Source organism: Arthrobacter sp. UYCu723 (genome assembly GCF_054059215.1).
In genome coordinates this window covers 322,748-335,442 of sequence record NZ_JBSSBW010000001.1, presented here as the reverse complement: position 1 = coordinate 335,442, position 12,695 = coordinate 322,748, and the positions used below count along the sequence as shown (strand labels likewise).

The following is a 12,695-nucleotide window of genomic DNA, read 5'->3' as shown; positions in this document are numbered from 1 at the left end:
CCTTGACACCGATTTTTCCGGACACGTAACGTCTGGAATATGAAGATGGGCCGTGGGGTGGAATGGGCCGTGCACAGTTGCGTCAACATGGCGTGGACACCGGCGGGGGAGGCGGTCAACAGCGCCCGGCTGGCGGAGTACTACAAGCTTCCCGGCGCCTACCTGAACAAGCAGCTCCAGGCGCTGGTCCGCGCCGGTGTCCTGACCTCGGTCTCGGGACCCCGGGGAGGTTTCCACCTGGCACGCAGGCCCGAAAACATTACGGTCCTGGACGTTGTCCTGGCGCTCGAGGGTCCCGAGCCGGCGTTCCGCTGTGAAGCCATCCTGGGAAGCATCCCCGAGCCCGACGCAGGAGTGAACCATGTCCGGACCTGCCTCATTTCGCAGACCATGCGCCAGGCCGAGCTGGTGTGGCGGCAAGCCCTGGCGCGCCAGACCATCGCCGGAATCGCCGATTCGATGGAGCGGCGGTTCCCGGACGACAGGCAGAAGGCGCTGAAATATCTTGCCACCGAACCCTACTAGAGCTTGGCATCTGGATCGCCTGGCTGCTGCCTTGGGAGGTGGAGGAACGCTTTCAGGACAGTTTGTCGATAGTGCGTGCGAAGGCCGGCCCCGGCCGGGTTGGTCGCTATGCCCTGCTTCTGCGGCCGGCAACGGCGCCAAAGATCAGGAGCACAATGACGGCACCGAGGATGGAGAGGAGCCAGGTCCGAAGATCGAAGAAGTCACCGAGGCCTCCACCGAAGATCAGCGAGCCGATCCAGCCGCCGAGGATTGCTCCCACGACACCCAGAACGAGTGTGACCACCCAGCCGCCTCCCTGCCGGCCGGGAAGGACCGCCTTGGCGATGGCTCCTGCGATAAGCCCGAGGATGAGAAATGCGAGAATTCCCATGACTGTACTTCCTTTCGGTAGACCGGTCGTGGAATGCGGCCGTAACCACGATTTAATCAGCATGCTTAGTGGCATGCAATACCCGGCACCCAAGGGCCGACGAAGGTCGCTCATGCGTCAATGGGATGGGCTGTGGTGTTGGGGGCGCGGCTGGGGCCATTGCCTGCAGGACTACGGTTTCGTGGGGAATGCCGTGCGGCGCCCAACAAATGCGACCGTCAGCGCCGTCAGGGCAAGCCCGCTCATGACGACCGGAAGGGCGATGCCGTCAAAGTTGCCGATGACGACGGCGCCGATCACGCCGGCGGCGAAGATGGCGACGTTGAAGGCGACGCCGAGCATGGAGTTCGCGACGTCGGCGTTCTCGCCGCTTGCCATGCTGATGGCCGTTTGCAGTTGAGCTGCTGCGCCCCCGAAAGCCAGTCCCCAGAGGACGATCGCGACAAGGACCGCGACGATTGACTCGTGGCCGATGATGAAGACCACACCGGCGGCGATGAACAGTGTGATGCTGCCAAGGACCAGTGGCCGGAGGGCGCGGTCAATGACGGCGCCGGTGATGCCGATACCGATCAGGGCTGCGACGCCAAAGGTCACCAGCGCGACGTCGACGGAGAGCCGGAGGTTGCCGGAGCGGAGGTAGGCGGAGATATAGGTGTAAACGATGTTGTGCGCGAGCATCCAGGTGACGATGACGGCGAGGATCACCGCGACGCCGGGAATGTGGAGGATGCGCACCAGCGGGACGCGGGAGGCCACCGCCTGGCCGGGTGCATCGGGGACGAGGGCCGCGGCGAGCAAGGCGGTGATGAGTGTCAGGACCGCCAGCGTCCCGAAGGACCAGCGCCAGTCGAACGTTGTTCCCAGCCATGAACCCAGTGGGGTCCCGACGGCCAGGCCGATCGGAGTGCCGATCGAGGCGATCGCCAGCGCCCTGCCGGCGTATTTCGGGGCGGTGATGCGCCGTGCATATCCGGCGAGCATTCCCCAGATCAGGCCGGAGAAGGCCCCGGCAAGGAAACGTGACGCGAGGGACAGCGCAATCTCGCCGGAGAACGCCGTGATGATGTTAGCGACAAGGAATCCGAGGACTCCCACGATGAAGACCGGCTTTCGGCGCATGCCCCGGGTCAGGGCGACAGCGGGCATCGTCGCGATGACCGTTCCCAGGGCGTAGGCACTGACGAGCTGTCCAGCGGTGCCCTCGCTGGTGCTCAGGCCGGCGGCGATTTGCGGCAACAGGCCAGCGGGCATGGTTTCGGTGGCGATGAGGATGAATCCCATGAGCGCCATGACCAGGAGAGCGGCCAAGGGCAGGCGGTCGCCTGGAACCGGCGAGTCCGCAGAACCCGGAACGGCTATGCGACCCATCGGGGCGTCCGCCGCCCCGTCGGCGACGCGGACCTCACCGGGGGCCTGCATGATGACTCCACGCATGATGGGTCCTCTCCTCGCTATCGGTTCGTCCTTCCATACAAGGACACCACTCATCGCGCGGACCTGGGAGTCCCGGTTGGTGGAGGTACCGACAGGGACCACCTCGGCATGCGGACATCGTTTAGCGTGGACGTATGGACAATCGAGCGGAGGTGCGGGAGTTCCTGATCTCGCGTCGTGCCAAGGTGACTCCGGATCAGGTCGGTCTCCCATCCGGCGCCAATCGACGGGTCGAGGGGCTGCGCCGCAGCGAGGTTGCGACCTTGGCAGGGGTGAGCGTCGAGTACTACACGCGGTTGGAGCGCGGCGCGATCAGCGGCGCCTCACCCGAGGTCCTCGACAGCCTGGCCAGGGCCTTGGACCTGGATGACGCCGAGCGCGCGCATCTGTTCGACCTCGCCCACGCGGCAAGCCCGGTGGCCAGGCCGCCGCGGCGACGCAACTCGAAGACGTGGGTCCCTCACCAGAGCCTGCAGTGGGCGCTCGACGCGATCACCGCCGGCCCGGCATTCGTCCGCAACGGACGCATGGACCTACTCGCCGTCAACACTCTGGCCCGCGCGTTCTACAAGGACGTCTACGACATGCCGGGCCAGCCGCCGAACATCGCCCGGTACACCTTCCTCGATCCCCGCGCGCGCGACTTCTACCCCGACTGGGACCTATTCGCCGAGGTGACCGTCGCCATCTTGCGCACCGAAGCCTCCCGGGACCCACACAACAAGGAACTCCACGACCTCATCGGAGAGCTCAGCACCCGCTGCGAGGAGTTCCGGCGCCGGTGGGGCGCGCACAACGTCCGTCATCACGGCACCGGCTTCAAGACGTTCCACCATCCGGTCGTCGGCGAACTCACGCTGGCCTTCGAGGGCTTGGAAATGGCCGCCGAACCCGGCCTGACACTCACCATCTACACCGCAGAGCCCGGCTCCGGTTCCGAACAGGCGATGCGCCTGCTCGCCTCATGGGCCGCCAGTGAATACGGAACCTCGATACCCTTGTCTCCGGCAAGGGAATCCACCGACCGCTGACCCTGGCCGTAACGGCGAGTCGGCCCGAACCCTCATGGCGCCGCGCGGGACGCGCCACTCGCAAGCCCGCGCACGATGTGGGTTTCTAGAGCTTGGCGATGATCTCCGCGAGCAGCCGGGAGATGCGCGGGCCCGCGGCCTGACCGGCTTCGAGGACTTCCCCGTGGCTGAGCGGAACCGGGCTGATGCCGGCGGCGAGGTTGGTCACGAGTGAAATGCCGAACACCTCCAAGCCGGCGTGCCGGCCGGCGATGGCCTCAAGCGCCGTGGACATGCCCACGAGGCTGGCGCCGATCCGCTTGGCGTACTGCACCTCGGCCGGGGTCTCGTAGTGCGGTCCGGTGAACTGCGCGTAGACGCCCTCGTCCAGCGAGGCGTCGACTTCGCGGGCCAGGGCGCGGATGCGCGAGGAGTACAGGTCCGTCAGGTCCACGAAGGTGGCGCCTTCAAGCGGGGACGTGGCGGTGAGGTTGATGTGGTCGCTGATCAGCACGGGCGTGCCGGGCGTCCAGTCCTCGTTCAGGCCGCCGCAGCCGTTGGTCAGGACCAGGGTCTTGCAGCCGGCCGCCGCGGCGGTGCGCACACCGTGGACCACGGCGCGGACGCCCTTGCCCTCGTAGTAGTGGGTTCGCGCGCCCAGGACCAAGGCCCGCTTGCCCTCCCTGGTCAGCACCGAGCGGATGGTGCCCGTGTGGCCCACCACCGACGGCGAGGAGAACCCCGGGACCTCCGCCGCGGACAGGGTAGCGGTGGTCTCGCCGATCAGTTCGGCGGCATCGCCCCAGCCCGAACCGAGCACAAGGGCCACGTCGTGGGCCTCGACGCCCGTCTCTTCGGCGATGTAGTCGGCGGCGGCGCGGGCGGCGTCGAAGGGATCAGTGTTCAGGAATTCTGTTGTACTCACCGGTACAAGTTATCGTGCCGGTGCCGTGCTGCCCAGCACCGCGTGCGGCATGGTGCGGGCCCGTTTCTTGGTGGGCCGGGGCGGATGGGGGACAATGGATGATTGTGACTACGCATCCCGATTTCAGCTCACCCCGCATCGCAATCCTCGGCGGGGGGCCGGGTGGCTACGAAGCCGCCATGGTCGCCGCGTCACTGGGGGCGAAGGTCACCATCATCGAACGTGCGGGGCTCGGCGGCTCCGCGGTGCTGACCGACGTCGTACCGTCCAAGACGCTGATTGCGACGGCGGACCTGATGACCCGCGTGGGCGAGGCCGGCGAGCTGGGCGTCAAGTTCGACGTCGACGGCGGTGATTTCGCTCCGGTGATGCGGGCCGACCTCAAACACATCAATGACCGCCTCCTGGGCCTCGCGCGGAAGCAGTCCGACGACATCCGGGCCGGCCTGGAGCACCAGGGCGTCCGCATCCTGATCGGCTCCGGCAAAATGCTGGACAGCCACACCATCGAGGTCCTCACCGTCGACGGCACCGAAACCGTCGAGGCCGACGCGATCCTGCTGGCCGTCGGCGCCCACCCGCGCGAACTCCCCACGGCGCGGCCGGACGGCGTCCGGATCCTGAACTGGGCCCAGATCTACAACCTGGACGAGCTGCCCGAGGACCTGATCGTGGTGGGTTCCGGTGTCACCGGCGCCGAGTTCGCCTCCGCCTACAACGGCCTGGGTTCCAAGGTCACGCTGATTTCCAGCCGAGACCGCGTGCTCCCGGGTTCGGACACGGACGCCGCCGAGGTCCTGGAAGGCGTCTTCGAGCGCCGCGGCCTCAAGGTCCTCTCCCGTTCCCGCGCCGAGTCCGTCGAACGCACCGAGGACGGCGTCGTTGTCACCCTCGGCGACGGCTCCACGGTGACCGGCAGCCACTGCCTTGTCTGCGTCGGCTCCATCCCCAACACGGACGGGATCGGCCTCGAGGAGGCCGGCGTGGCGATTACCGAGAGCGGCCACATCAAGGTCGACGGCGTCTCCCGCACCACCGCGCCGAACATCTACGCCGCGGGTGACTGCACCGGCGTCCTGGCCCTGGCCTCCGTGGCTGCCATGCAGGGCCGGATCGCGATTGCCCACTTCCTGGGCGACAGCGTCATGCCGCTCAAGCTGCACCAGGTGGCCTCGAACATCTTCACCTCGCCGGAGATCGCCAACGTGGGCGTCTCCGAGGCAGAGATCGAGTCCGGCAAGTACCAGGGCGACGTCGTCAAGCTTTCGCTGAAAAGCAACGCCCGCGCCAAGATGCGCAACCACAAGGACGGCTTCGTCAAGATTTTCGCCCGGAAGGGTTCCGGCACCGTGATCGGCGGCGTCGTGGTGGGACCGAACGCCTCCGAGCTGATCTTCGCGATCTCCCTCGCGGTGACCCAGAAACTGCACGTCGACGACGTCGCCAGCACCTTCACCGTGTACCCGTCCCTGAGCGGTTCCATTTCCGAAGCCGCGAGGCGCCTGCACGTCCACATGTAGTCTCCGGGCGGGCCCGCCCAAGCAGAGTCCCCGCACCCTGCGGCGTCTGGACAATGCACAGCACCACCGACCCCGGGTCCTCCTGCCCCCGGTACTTCCGCAGCGCCCTCGGATCGGCATCAACGGTCGGGATCTCCATCCGGTGGCGTGACGATTACTCCTTCAGCGTGGAGGTCTGAGACGGCGTGGACCTGAACTGGGACCTGACGCTGGCCGCGACGCCGGTGAGCCGGCTGATGTCCGCGGTGTCCGGCGCGGTTCCGGAGCCGCTGTGGCGCAGCCGGACATTCCTGCGCGCCATGGGGGCTGTCGCCGGCCCCGCGCTGGGGGCGGGGCACATCGGGCTGACGGGCCGGGTGCCCAACGGCCAAAGCTTGGGGCGCGGCCCCGGCGGATGTGGTTTGTCCGCGAGAGCAAGGCGCACCTGCAGGGGCACAGCCTGGGTCAGACTTCAGCGCTGTCCGTCCAGGACAGGCTCGGTGACTTCTGGATCCCGCAGCGCGGCATCTTCATGATCGGCTCGTCCTTGTTCGAGCCCTTCGACCCCGCCACGCACCTCGCCAGGGGGCCCTGAGCCGCCCCGGGTCAGGAATAGGCGTACGGCGGAACGGTGTCGCCGGGGGCGAAGGGTTTGAACCAGTGCTCGAAGTCCAGTTCGCTGGCGTCATCTTCGAGATCATCGAGCCTGTCCGAGTACAGGGCCTCACTGTCCGCGTCCTCCAGCAGGACTTCTTCGACGTCGGCCCGCCAGTCTTCCGGAAGGTCCAGTTCGTAGATGTCCTCGGTGATTTCGGCCTGGTCGAGCAGGCAACGGATGGCGAGTTCGGCGGCGAGGCAGCCGGGGGCGGTCCAGCCGCGGACCAGCGATGCGGTGACGTCGGCTGCGACCACGATGAACTTCTGGGTGAACTTTGCGTCGTAGCTGGCGGCGAACTGCGGCGGCAGCGACGACAGGACGGAGGTTCCGGCGATCTCGGTGGGCGTGGCGGCTTCCAGCTGGCTCAGCGTGCCAAGGTCACGGAAAAGCTGGTCGATGAGGATGCTCGACGAGTTCCACAGCAGGCCTGCCAGCAGGCGCGTCTGGCGCACTAACTTCTCACGATCCTCCGGCGTGACGGCGGCCATCTCCTCCAGGTCTTCCGGGTCGAACTGGAGCCGCTGCTCAGCTGTCATGTCATCGGGATGCGGGTCGAGCCCCAGGAGCTCCAGGCTCAGCCCGGTCAGCTTCTCGGCGTCAGCCAGCAGTTCTTCGGTGATGTCGTCCTCGTCGGCGCTCATGGCCCCGATGCTACCGGGCAACCGCTCCCTGCCCGATTCCTGTGACGCGAACGTGTAGGGCCGATTCTGGGCTGGCGCTGGATGGAACCCGTCGGAACATGGTGTGCGGAAACCGCTATTTGGTCTCGGGACACGTAATGATGCGCGCTGATCGCCCTGAACTCGGGCCTGCCCAAGTTGAGGACACCCCAGCCCCTACGCCACCGCCCCCTCGAAGTGCTTCTCGATGATCCCCTTGATGTCGTCATGGCACCCGCCGCAGCCGGTGCCCGCCCGCGTCGCGCCTGACACCTCAGCCACAGTCCCGCACCCGTCACCAACGGCTGCAGCGATCTTCGTCCCGCTCACCCCCGCGCACCGGCACACGGTCCGCTCCGGATCCGCGTCACCCGCAGCAGACGCCTGGTCCGGACCGTCCAGGCGCAGCAACAAGGACCGGTCCGCCGGCAGCTCCGCGCCGCGTTCAAAGAGCTGCACAAGCTCGGCCGCGGTGCGGGGCATGCCCACGGACACAAGGCCCTCAAGGACGCCCGCCCGCGTTGTCATCTTGACGTAGCGGCCGTGCTCGGGGTCGGCCCACTGGGCGATCTGCAGGCGGGCCCGCCCGTTCACTGCTCCGGCGGTCAAAACGTCCTCATCCCACGGGTCTGCCGAAACATCTCCGGCCACGGCCATGTTCATCCCGCGCGCCTTGAGCACAATGACGCCCGGCAGCTCCGGCGCCAGCACCGGCAGAGCCCCAGAGTCCGGAGCTCCGGAAGCCAGCAGCACCAGGTACTCCGCGAGCCATTCCGCCTGGCGCCACCCCGGACCTACCAGCCCGGACGGACCACGCGCGGTCCGGCACTCGACGCACTCCGGATCGGGGCAGCGGACCTCGGCGCAGTCGCCGATCGCAAAGATGTGGGGTTCGTGGTGGGCACGGAGCTTGTGGTCCACCAGGATGCCTGCCGCCGTCGAAAGTCCGCAGCCTTCCGCCAGTTCGGTCCGGGGCCGGACACCGCAGGAGAGCACCAGCAGGTCGCCGTCGATCGCGGAGCCGTCATCGAGCAGCAGCGCCGAGAATCCGCCGTCGGGCGCGTTGTGTTCCACCCCGACGGACCGTGCGTTGCCGGCCACCCGCACGCCGCAGTTCCGCAGGCTCGCCGCGAGGACGGCGCCGCCGCCGCGGTCGATGTTGCGGCCCAGCGGATGCGGTCCGTTGTGCACCACGGTGACCGTGGCACCTTCCTCGGCCGCGGCCAGGGCTGTCTCCAGGCCGAGCACGCCGCCGCCCAGGACCACCACGCGCTTGCCGCCCGCCACCGCGGCCTGCAGCACCGAGGCGTCGCGCAGGTCGCGGAGGGCAGTCACGCCGGCAGGCAGCACGGGGGCGGCCGGATCCGGGTTCAGCCCGGTGAGGTTGGGGATCACGGGGCGGGACCCCGTGGCGAAGACCAGCCGGTCGTAGCCGGCGGAGGTGCCGTCGCTCAGTTTCAGCTGCTGCCGGGCACGGTCCACCCGGCGGACGCGCACGCCGAGCCGGACGTCGACGCCGTCGGCAATCAGTGTGGCGGCGTCGGACAGGGCCAGGGCGGAGGCCGTGGTCCGGCCGACCCCGAGGTCCGCCACGAGCACGCGGTTGTACGCGGCCTCCGCCTCCTCGCCGATCACCGTCAGGTGCGCCAGTCCGCTGCGCACCGCCGGCAGCAACTCATCAACCAGCCGCGCGGCCACCGGCCCGAAGCCCACAACAACAATCCGCTCAGTCATGAGGCACCCTCTTTCTGCAGTACATCGACGCCGAGATTGGCAGCGCCCGGCCGGACCCACACCTTGCTGGTTTTGAACTCGGGCATCCCGGAAATCGGGTCCGTGGCGGCCTCGGTGAGACGGTTGGCGCTCTCCAGCTCCGGGAAATGGAACGGCAGGAACACCGTCTCCGGCCGGATGTCCGTGCTCAGTTCGGCGCGGCAGCTGACCTCGCCGCGTCCGTTGGAAATCGAGACGAAGTCGCCGTCGGCGATGCCCTGCGCGGCGGCGGCCGCAGGATGGATCTGCAGCCTTGCTTCCGGCTGGGCGGCGGCGAGGGCGGCGACCCGCCGGGTCTGCGCGCCGGACTGGTAGTGCTCCATCAGCCGGCCGGTGATCAGGGTCATCGCCGTTCCGGCCCGGTCTGCGGCTGATGCTGCGTCCGCGGCGGAAGGCGTACGACGGCGGGGTGTCACCGCCGTGAACACCGCCCGGCCGTCCGCGTGGGCAAAGGAGTCCAGGAACAGCCGCGGCGTGCCGGTGCTTCCGGACGGGTAGGGCCAGTAGGCGGCCTCGCCGCGGTCCAGCATGGCGTAATCGATCCCGGAGTAGTCGGCCAGGCCGCCTTCGGACGCGAGCCGGAGCTCCTCGAAAACGGTCTCCGGATCCTCGCTGAACATTGACGGCGCGTCCAGAGCTTCGGCCAGCCGGGTCATGATCCACAGCTCCGTGCGCACCCCAGGCGGGGGAGCGAGGGCGCGGCGGCGGCGGAGCACGCGGCCCTCGAGGTTGGTCAGGGTGCCCTCCTCCTCGGCCCACTGGGTGACCGGCAGGATGAGGTCCGCTTCGGCAGCGGTCTCGGAGATGAAGAAATCGCAGACCACCAGGAAGTCCAGGCTCCGCAGTCCTTTGATCACGGCGTTCGCGTCCGGGGCGGAGACCGCCACGTTGGCGCCGTGCACGAAGAGGCAGCGGACGCCGTCGGGCTGGCCGAGGGATTTGAGCAGTTCGACGGCGGGAACGCCAGGTCCGGGGATGAGCGCTTCCGGTACGCCCCAGACGCGGGCCATGTGGGCGCGGGCGGCGGGATCGGTGATTTTGCGGTAGCCGGGGAGCTGGTCGGCCTTCTGGCCGTGTTCGCGGCCGCCCTGGCCGTTGCCTTGGCCGGTGAGGGTGCCGTAGCCGCTGCGGGCGGAGCCGGGCAGGCCCAGCAGCAGCGCGAGGTTGATGGCGGCGGTGGCGGTGTCCGTGCCGTCCACGTGCTGTTCCACGCCGCGGCCGGTGAGGATGTAGCTGCCGCCCTGCCGGGCGCCGTCGGCCAGCCTGCGGGCGGTGTCCCGGATCAGCCCGGCAGGGACGCCGGTCAGGGACTGCACGCGTTCCGGCCAGTAGGAGGCGACGCTCCGGACCAGGGCCTCGTAACCCGAAGTCCGGGAGGCGATGTAGCCCGAGTCGGCGAGGCCTTCGTGGATCACGACGTGGGAGAGGCCGAGGAGCAGGGCGAGGTCGGTGCCGGGCAGCGGCTGCAGGTGCAGCCCGCCGCCGTCGGACGTGAACGCAGCGGTGGCCGAGCGGCGGGGGTCCACCACGATCAGCCCGCCGGCGTCGCGGGCGCCCTGCAGGTGCTGCACGAACGGCGGCATGGTCTCGGCGACGTTGGAGCCGAGCATCAGGATGGTGCTGGCGGCGTCGAGGTCCTCCAGCGGGAAGGGCAGGCCGCGGTCCAGGCCGAAGGCGCGCATCCCGGCTGCGGCGGCCGAGGACATGCAGAACCGGCCGTTGTAGTCGATCCGGGAGGTACCCAGGGCCAGCCGGGCGAACTTGCCCAACTGGTAGGCCTTCTCGTTGGTCAGCCCGCCGCCGCCGAAGACGCCGACGGCGTCGGCCCCGTAGCGGGCCCGGGTGTCCTTGACCGCGGCGGTGATGAGGTCCAGGGCCTTGTCCCAGCTGACCGGGCGGTGCACGCCGTCGGCGTCCTTGAGCAGCGGTTCGGTGACGCGGCCGGGGTGGGTCAGCAGCGAGGCGGAGGTCCAGCCCTTGCGGCAGAGGCCGCCGCGGTTGGTGGGGAAATCGCGTCCGCTGACTTCGAGGGGCGCCTCAGCGGGCGCCTCGAGGACGGGGGAGTCAGCGGCCGGCACGGGGTCTGACCCCGGCTGGGTAGCCGGGGTCAGAGCCGCTGGGGACTTCAGCGTCATGGCGCACTGCAGCGCGCAGTAAGGGCAGTGCGTGTCGGCGCTTTTGGTCATGTTAGACGTGTCCCATCGCGTTTCGGTTGGCGTTGCGGATGTAGCAGGCCCAGCAGACGATCAGCATCAGGACGTACGCCCCGACGAAGCCGTAGAACGCCGGGGTGTAGGAGCCGCTGGCGCTGTTGGAGGCATTGAGCACCTGCGGGATGACGAACCCGCCGTAGGCGCCGATGGCCGAGATGAGGCCAAGGGCCGAGGACGCGAGTCGCTGGGTGGCCACCGTGCTGGCGCCGGACTTTGCTGCCCGGCTGGAGGTGGCGAAGATGACCGGGATCATCCGGTACGTTGCGCCGTTGCCGAAGCCGCTGGCGGTGAAGAGCATCAGGAACAGGACCAGGAAGAGCCAGAAGTTCTTCAGCGGCAGGGTCCAGATCATGGTCAGGGTGATGACGGCCATGGCGGCGAACGCTGTGACGGTCATCCGGGCGCCGCCCATGCGGTCGGCCATCCGGCCGCCGTAGGGTCGGGCCAGCGAGCCGACCAGCGGGCCCAGGAATGCCAGCGAGAGTGCCACGGTGCCGACGCCGATCGATGAGAACGCCGGGAAGTAGTCCTTGATGAGCTTGGGGAAGACGCCGGCGAAGCCGATGAAGGAGCCGAAGGTGCCGATGTACAGCAGCGCCATGATCCACAGGTGCGGTTCCTTGAGCGCGGCGAGCGAGCCCGCGACGTCGCCCTTGGCGCTGGTGAGGTTGTCCATGTACTTCCAGGCGCCGAACGCGGCGAGCAGGATCAGCGGGACCCACATGAGGCCGGCCATGGGCAGGTTGACGGTGCCGGCGGCCAGGAGGGTGATGGCAATCGGAACGGCAAGCTGTGCGACGGCGGCACCGAGGTTGCCGCCGGCGGCGTTCAGTCCCAGCGCCCAGCCCTTTTCGCGGGCCGGGTAGAAGAAGGTGATGTTGGCCATCGAGCTGGCGAAGTTGCCGCCGCCGAAGCCGGCGAGGGCCGCCACGAAGAGCATGGTGCCGAACGGGGTCTCCGGGTTGGAGACGCAGAGGGCCAGCCCGGTCGAGGGGATCAGCAGCAGCAGGGCGGACACGATGGTCCAGTTGCGGCCGCCGAAGCGGGGGACCATAAACGTGTACGGGATCCGGAGCGTGGCGCCCACCAGGCTGGGCATGGAGATCAGCCAGAAGACTTCCGAGGTGGTGAAGGTGAAACCGGCCGCGGGCAGCTGCACCACGACGATTGACCACAGCTGCCAGACCACGAAGCCCAGGAACTCGGCGAAGATGGACCAGTTCAGGTTGCGCCGGGCAATGGGGCGGCCCAGGGTTTCCCACTGATCTTTGTTCTCGGCATCCCAGTTGGCGATCCAGCGGCCGGGACGGTACTCAAGGGCGGGCCCACCGAGGGTGGTGCCGGCGTGGATATCGGGGGAAACGCCGGTTTGGGCGTTTGCGGTGCGTTCAGCAGTCACGGGGACCTCCTTGGGGGTGTTGTCCTTCCACGGTAGAGAAGCCGCGTTTCCGGGACCGTCGCCGTTTGTTAACGTGCTGTGACGTTTGCCTATCGGCGCGTTGGTTGCAGCGTGAGGGAAGCCGTGGGGCATAGTGTGATGACCACCACGTGAGACAAATATGAATGTCCAAATAGTGGAACGTTTGTCCAGTCAGTGGACGGCGGGAACTATTATCAGACATA

Annotated in this window: 12 protein-coding genes; 4 read left to right on the top strand and 8 right to left on the bottom strand. The window is 68.2% G+C overall.

Annotated features, from left to right (window positions below):
- Positions 1-39: 39 nt before the first annotated feature.
- Positions 40-525: an RrF2 family transcriptional regulator gene (locus ACVWZ8_RS01555; RefSeq protein WP_456503573.1), complete on the top strand. Its 486-nt coding sequence runs from the start codon at positions 40-42 to the stop codon at positions 523-525.
- Between the two features lie 106 nt (positions 526-631).
- Here the strand turns inward: ACVWZ8_RS01555 and ACVWZ8_RS01550 are convergent, their stop codons facing one another.
- Both ACVWZ8_RS01550 and ACVWZ8_RS01545 read right to left on the bottom strand, forming a co-directional pair.
- Positions 632-898, bottom strand: coding sequence for a GlsB/YeaQ/YmgE family stress response membrane protein (locus ACVWZ8_RS01550; protein WP_456503572.1), 267 nt, complete (start codon positions 896-898; stop codon positions 632-634).
- A 171-nt stretch (positions 899-1,069) separates the two neighbouring features.
- Positions 1,070-2,335, bottom strand: coding sequence for an MFS transporter (locus tag ACVWZ8_RS01545; protein WP_456503571.1), 1,266 nt, complete (start codon positions 2,333-2,335; stop codon positions 1,070-1,072).
- A 134-nt stretch (positions 2,336-2,469) separates the two neighbouring features.
- Between ACVWZ8_RS01545 and ACVWZ8_RS01540 the strand changes: the two genes are divergently transcribed.
- Complete coding sequence (locus tag ACVWZ8_RS01540; protein ID WP_456503570.1) at positions 2,470-3,366, top strand: helix-turn-helix transcriptional regulator; 897 nt, start codon at positions 2,470-2,472, stop codon at positions 3,364-3,366.
- Positions 3,367-3,451: 85 nt separating this feature from the next.
- Here ACVWZ8_RS01540 and ACVWZ8_RS01535 read toward each other — a convergent pair whose 3' ends face one another.
- Positions 3,452-4,270 (bottom strand): purine-nucleoside phosphorylase, encoded by an 819-nt coding sequence (locus ACVWZ8_RS01535; RefSeq protein ID WP_456503569.1) that lies wholly within the window; start codon positions 4,268-4,270, stop codon positions 3,452-3,454.
- Positions 4,271-4,374: 104 nt separating this feature from the next.
- Here ACVWZ8_RS01535 and ACVWZ8_RS01530 point away from each other — a divergent pair, with 104 nt between their 5' ends.
- Positions 4,375-5,790, top strand: a complete 1,416-nt coding sequence (locus tag ACVWZ8_RS01530) for an NAD(P)H-quinone dehydrogenase (RefSeq protein WP_456503568.1) — start codon at positions 4,375-4,377, stop codon at positions 5,788-5,790.
- A gap of 154 nt (positions 5,791-5,944) precedes the next feature.
- Here the strand turns inward: ACVWZ8_RS01530 and ACVWZ8_RS01525 are convergent, their stop codons facing one another.
- A complete protein-coding gene (locus ACVWZ8_RS01525) occupies positions 5,945-6,091 on the bottom strand; it encodes a hypothetical protein (protein ID WP_456503567.1) in 147 nt (48 codons plus the stop codon).
- A 93-nt stretch (positions 6,092-6,184) separates the two neighbouring features.
- Here ACVWZ8_RS01525 and ACVWZ8_RS01520 point away from each other — a divergent pair, with 93 nt between their 5' ends.
- Complete coding sequence (locus ACVWZ8_RS01520; RefSeq protein WP_426976616.1) at positions 6,185-6,364, top strand: hypothetical protein; 180 nt, start codon at positions 6,185-6,187, stop codon at positions 6,362-6,364.
- Between the two features lie 11 nt (positions 6,365-6,375).
- On the opposite strand, the gene ACVWZ8_RS01515 is transcribed toward ACVWZ8_RS01520, so the two are convergent.
- The 4 genes from ACVWZ8_RS01515 to ACVWZ8_RS01500 all read right to left on the bottom strand — a co-directional run bounded on the left by ACVWZ8_RS01515 (position 6,376) and on the right by ACVWZ8_RS01500 (position 12,471).
- Complete coding sequence (locus ACVWZ8_RS01515; protein WP_456503566.1) at positions 6,376-7,068, bottom strand: hypothetical protein; 693 nt, start codon at positions 7,066-7,068, stop codon at positions 6,376-6,378.
- Between the two features lie 195 nt (positions 7,069-7,263).
- A complete protein-coding gene (locus ACVWZ8_RS01510; protein WP_456503565.1) occupies positions 7,264-8,820 on the bottom strand; it encodes an FAD-dependent oxidoreductase in 1,557 nt (518 codons plus the stop codon).
- On the bottom strand, positions 8,817-11,045 hold the full coding sequence (locus ACVWZ8_RS01505) for a molybdopterin oxidoreductase family protein (RefSeq protein WP_456503564.1): 2,229 nt from the start codon (positions 11,043-11,045) through the stop codon (positions 8,817-8,819). The genes ACVWZ8_RS01510 and ACVWZ8_RS01505 overlap by 4 nt, the downstream gene beginning before the upstream one ends.
- Position 11,046: 1 nt before the next feature.
- The gene (locus ACVWZ8_RS01500) at positions 11,047-12,471 is read right to left on the bottom strand and encodes an MFS transporter (RefSeq protein ID WP_456503563.1); all 1,425 of its coding nucleotides are present in this window, start codon (positions 12,469-12,471) and stop codon (positions 11,047-11,049) included.
- Between the last annotated feature and the right edge of the window lie 224 nt (positions 12,472-12,695).

Excerpts from the sequence above, each read along its gene's own strand:
- ACVWZ8_RS01550 (WP_456503572.1), bottom strand. The coding sequence starts at position 898 with ATGGGAATTCTCGCATTTCTCATCCTCGGGCTTATCGCAGGAGCCATC.
- ACVWZ8_RS01540 (WP_456503570.1), top strand. The coding sequence starts at position 2,470 with ATGGACAATCGAGCGGAGGTGCGGGAGTTCCTGATCTCGCGTCGTGCC.
- ACVWZ8_RS01515 (WP_456503566.1), bottom strand. The coding sequence starts at position 7,068 with ATGAGCGCCGACGAGGACGACATCACCGAAGAACTGCTGGCTGACGCC.
- ACVWZ8_RS01520 (WP_426976616.1), top strand. The coding sequence starts at position 6,185 with ATGTGGTTTGTCCGCGAGAGCAAGGCGCACCTGCAGGGGCACAGCCTG.
- ACVWZ8_RS01505 (WP_456503564.1), bottom strand. The coding sequence starts at position 11,045 with ATGACCAAAAGCGCCGACACGCACTGCCCTTACTGCGCGCTGCAGTGC.
- ACVWZ8_RS01510 (WP_456503565.1), bottom strand. The coding sequence starts at position 8,820 with ATGACTGAGCGGATTGTTGTTGTGGGCTTCGGGCCGGTGGCCGCGCGG.
- ACVWZ8_RS01555 (WP_456503573.1), top strand. The coding sequence starts at position 40 with ATGAAGATGGGCCGTGGGGTGGAATGGGCCGTGCACAGTTGCGTCAAC.
- ACVWZ8_RS01545 (WP_456503571.1), bottom strand. The coding sequence starts at position 2,335 with ATGCGTGGAGTCATCATGCAGGCCCCCGGTGAGGTCCGCGTCGCCGAC.
- ACVWZ8_RS01525 (WP_456503567.1), bottom strand. The coding sequence starts at position 6,091 with ATGGCGCGCAGGAATGTCCGGCTGCGCCACAGCGGCTCCGGAACCGCG.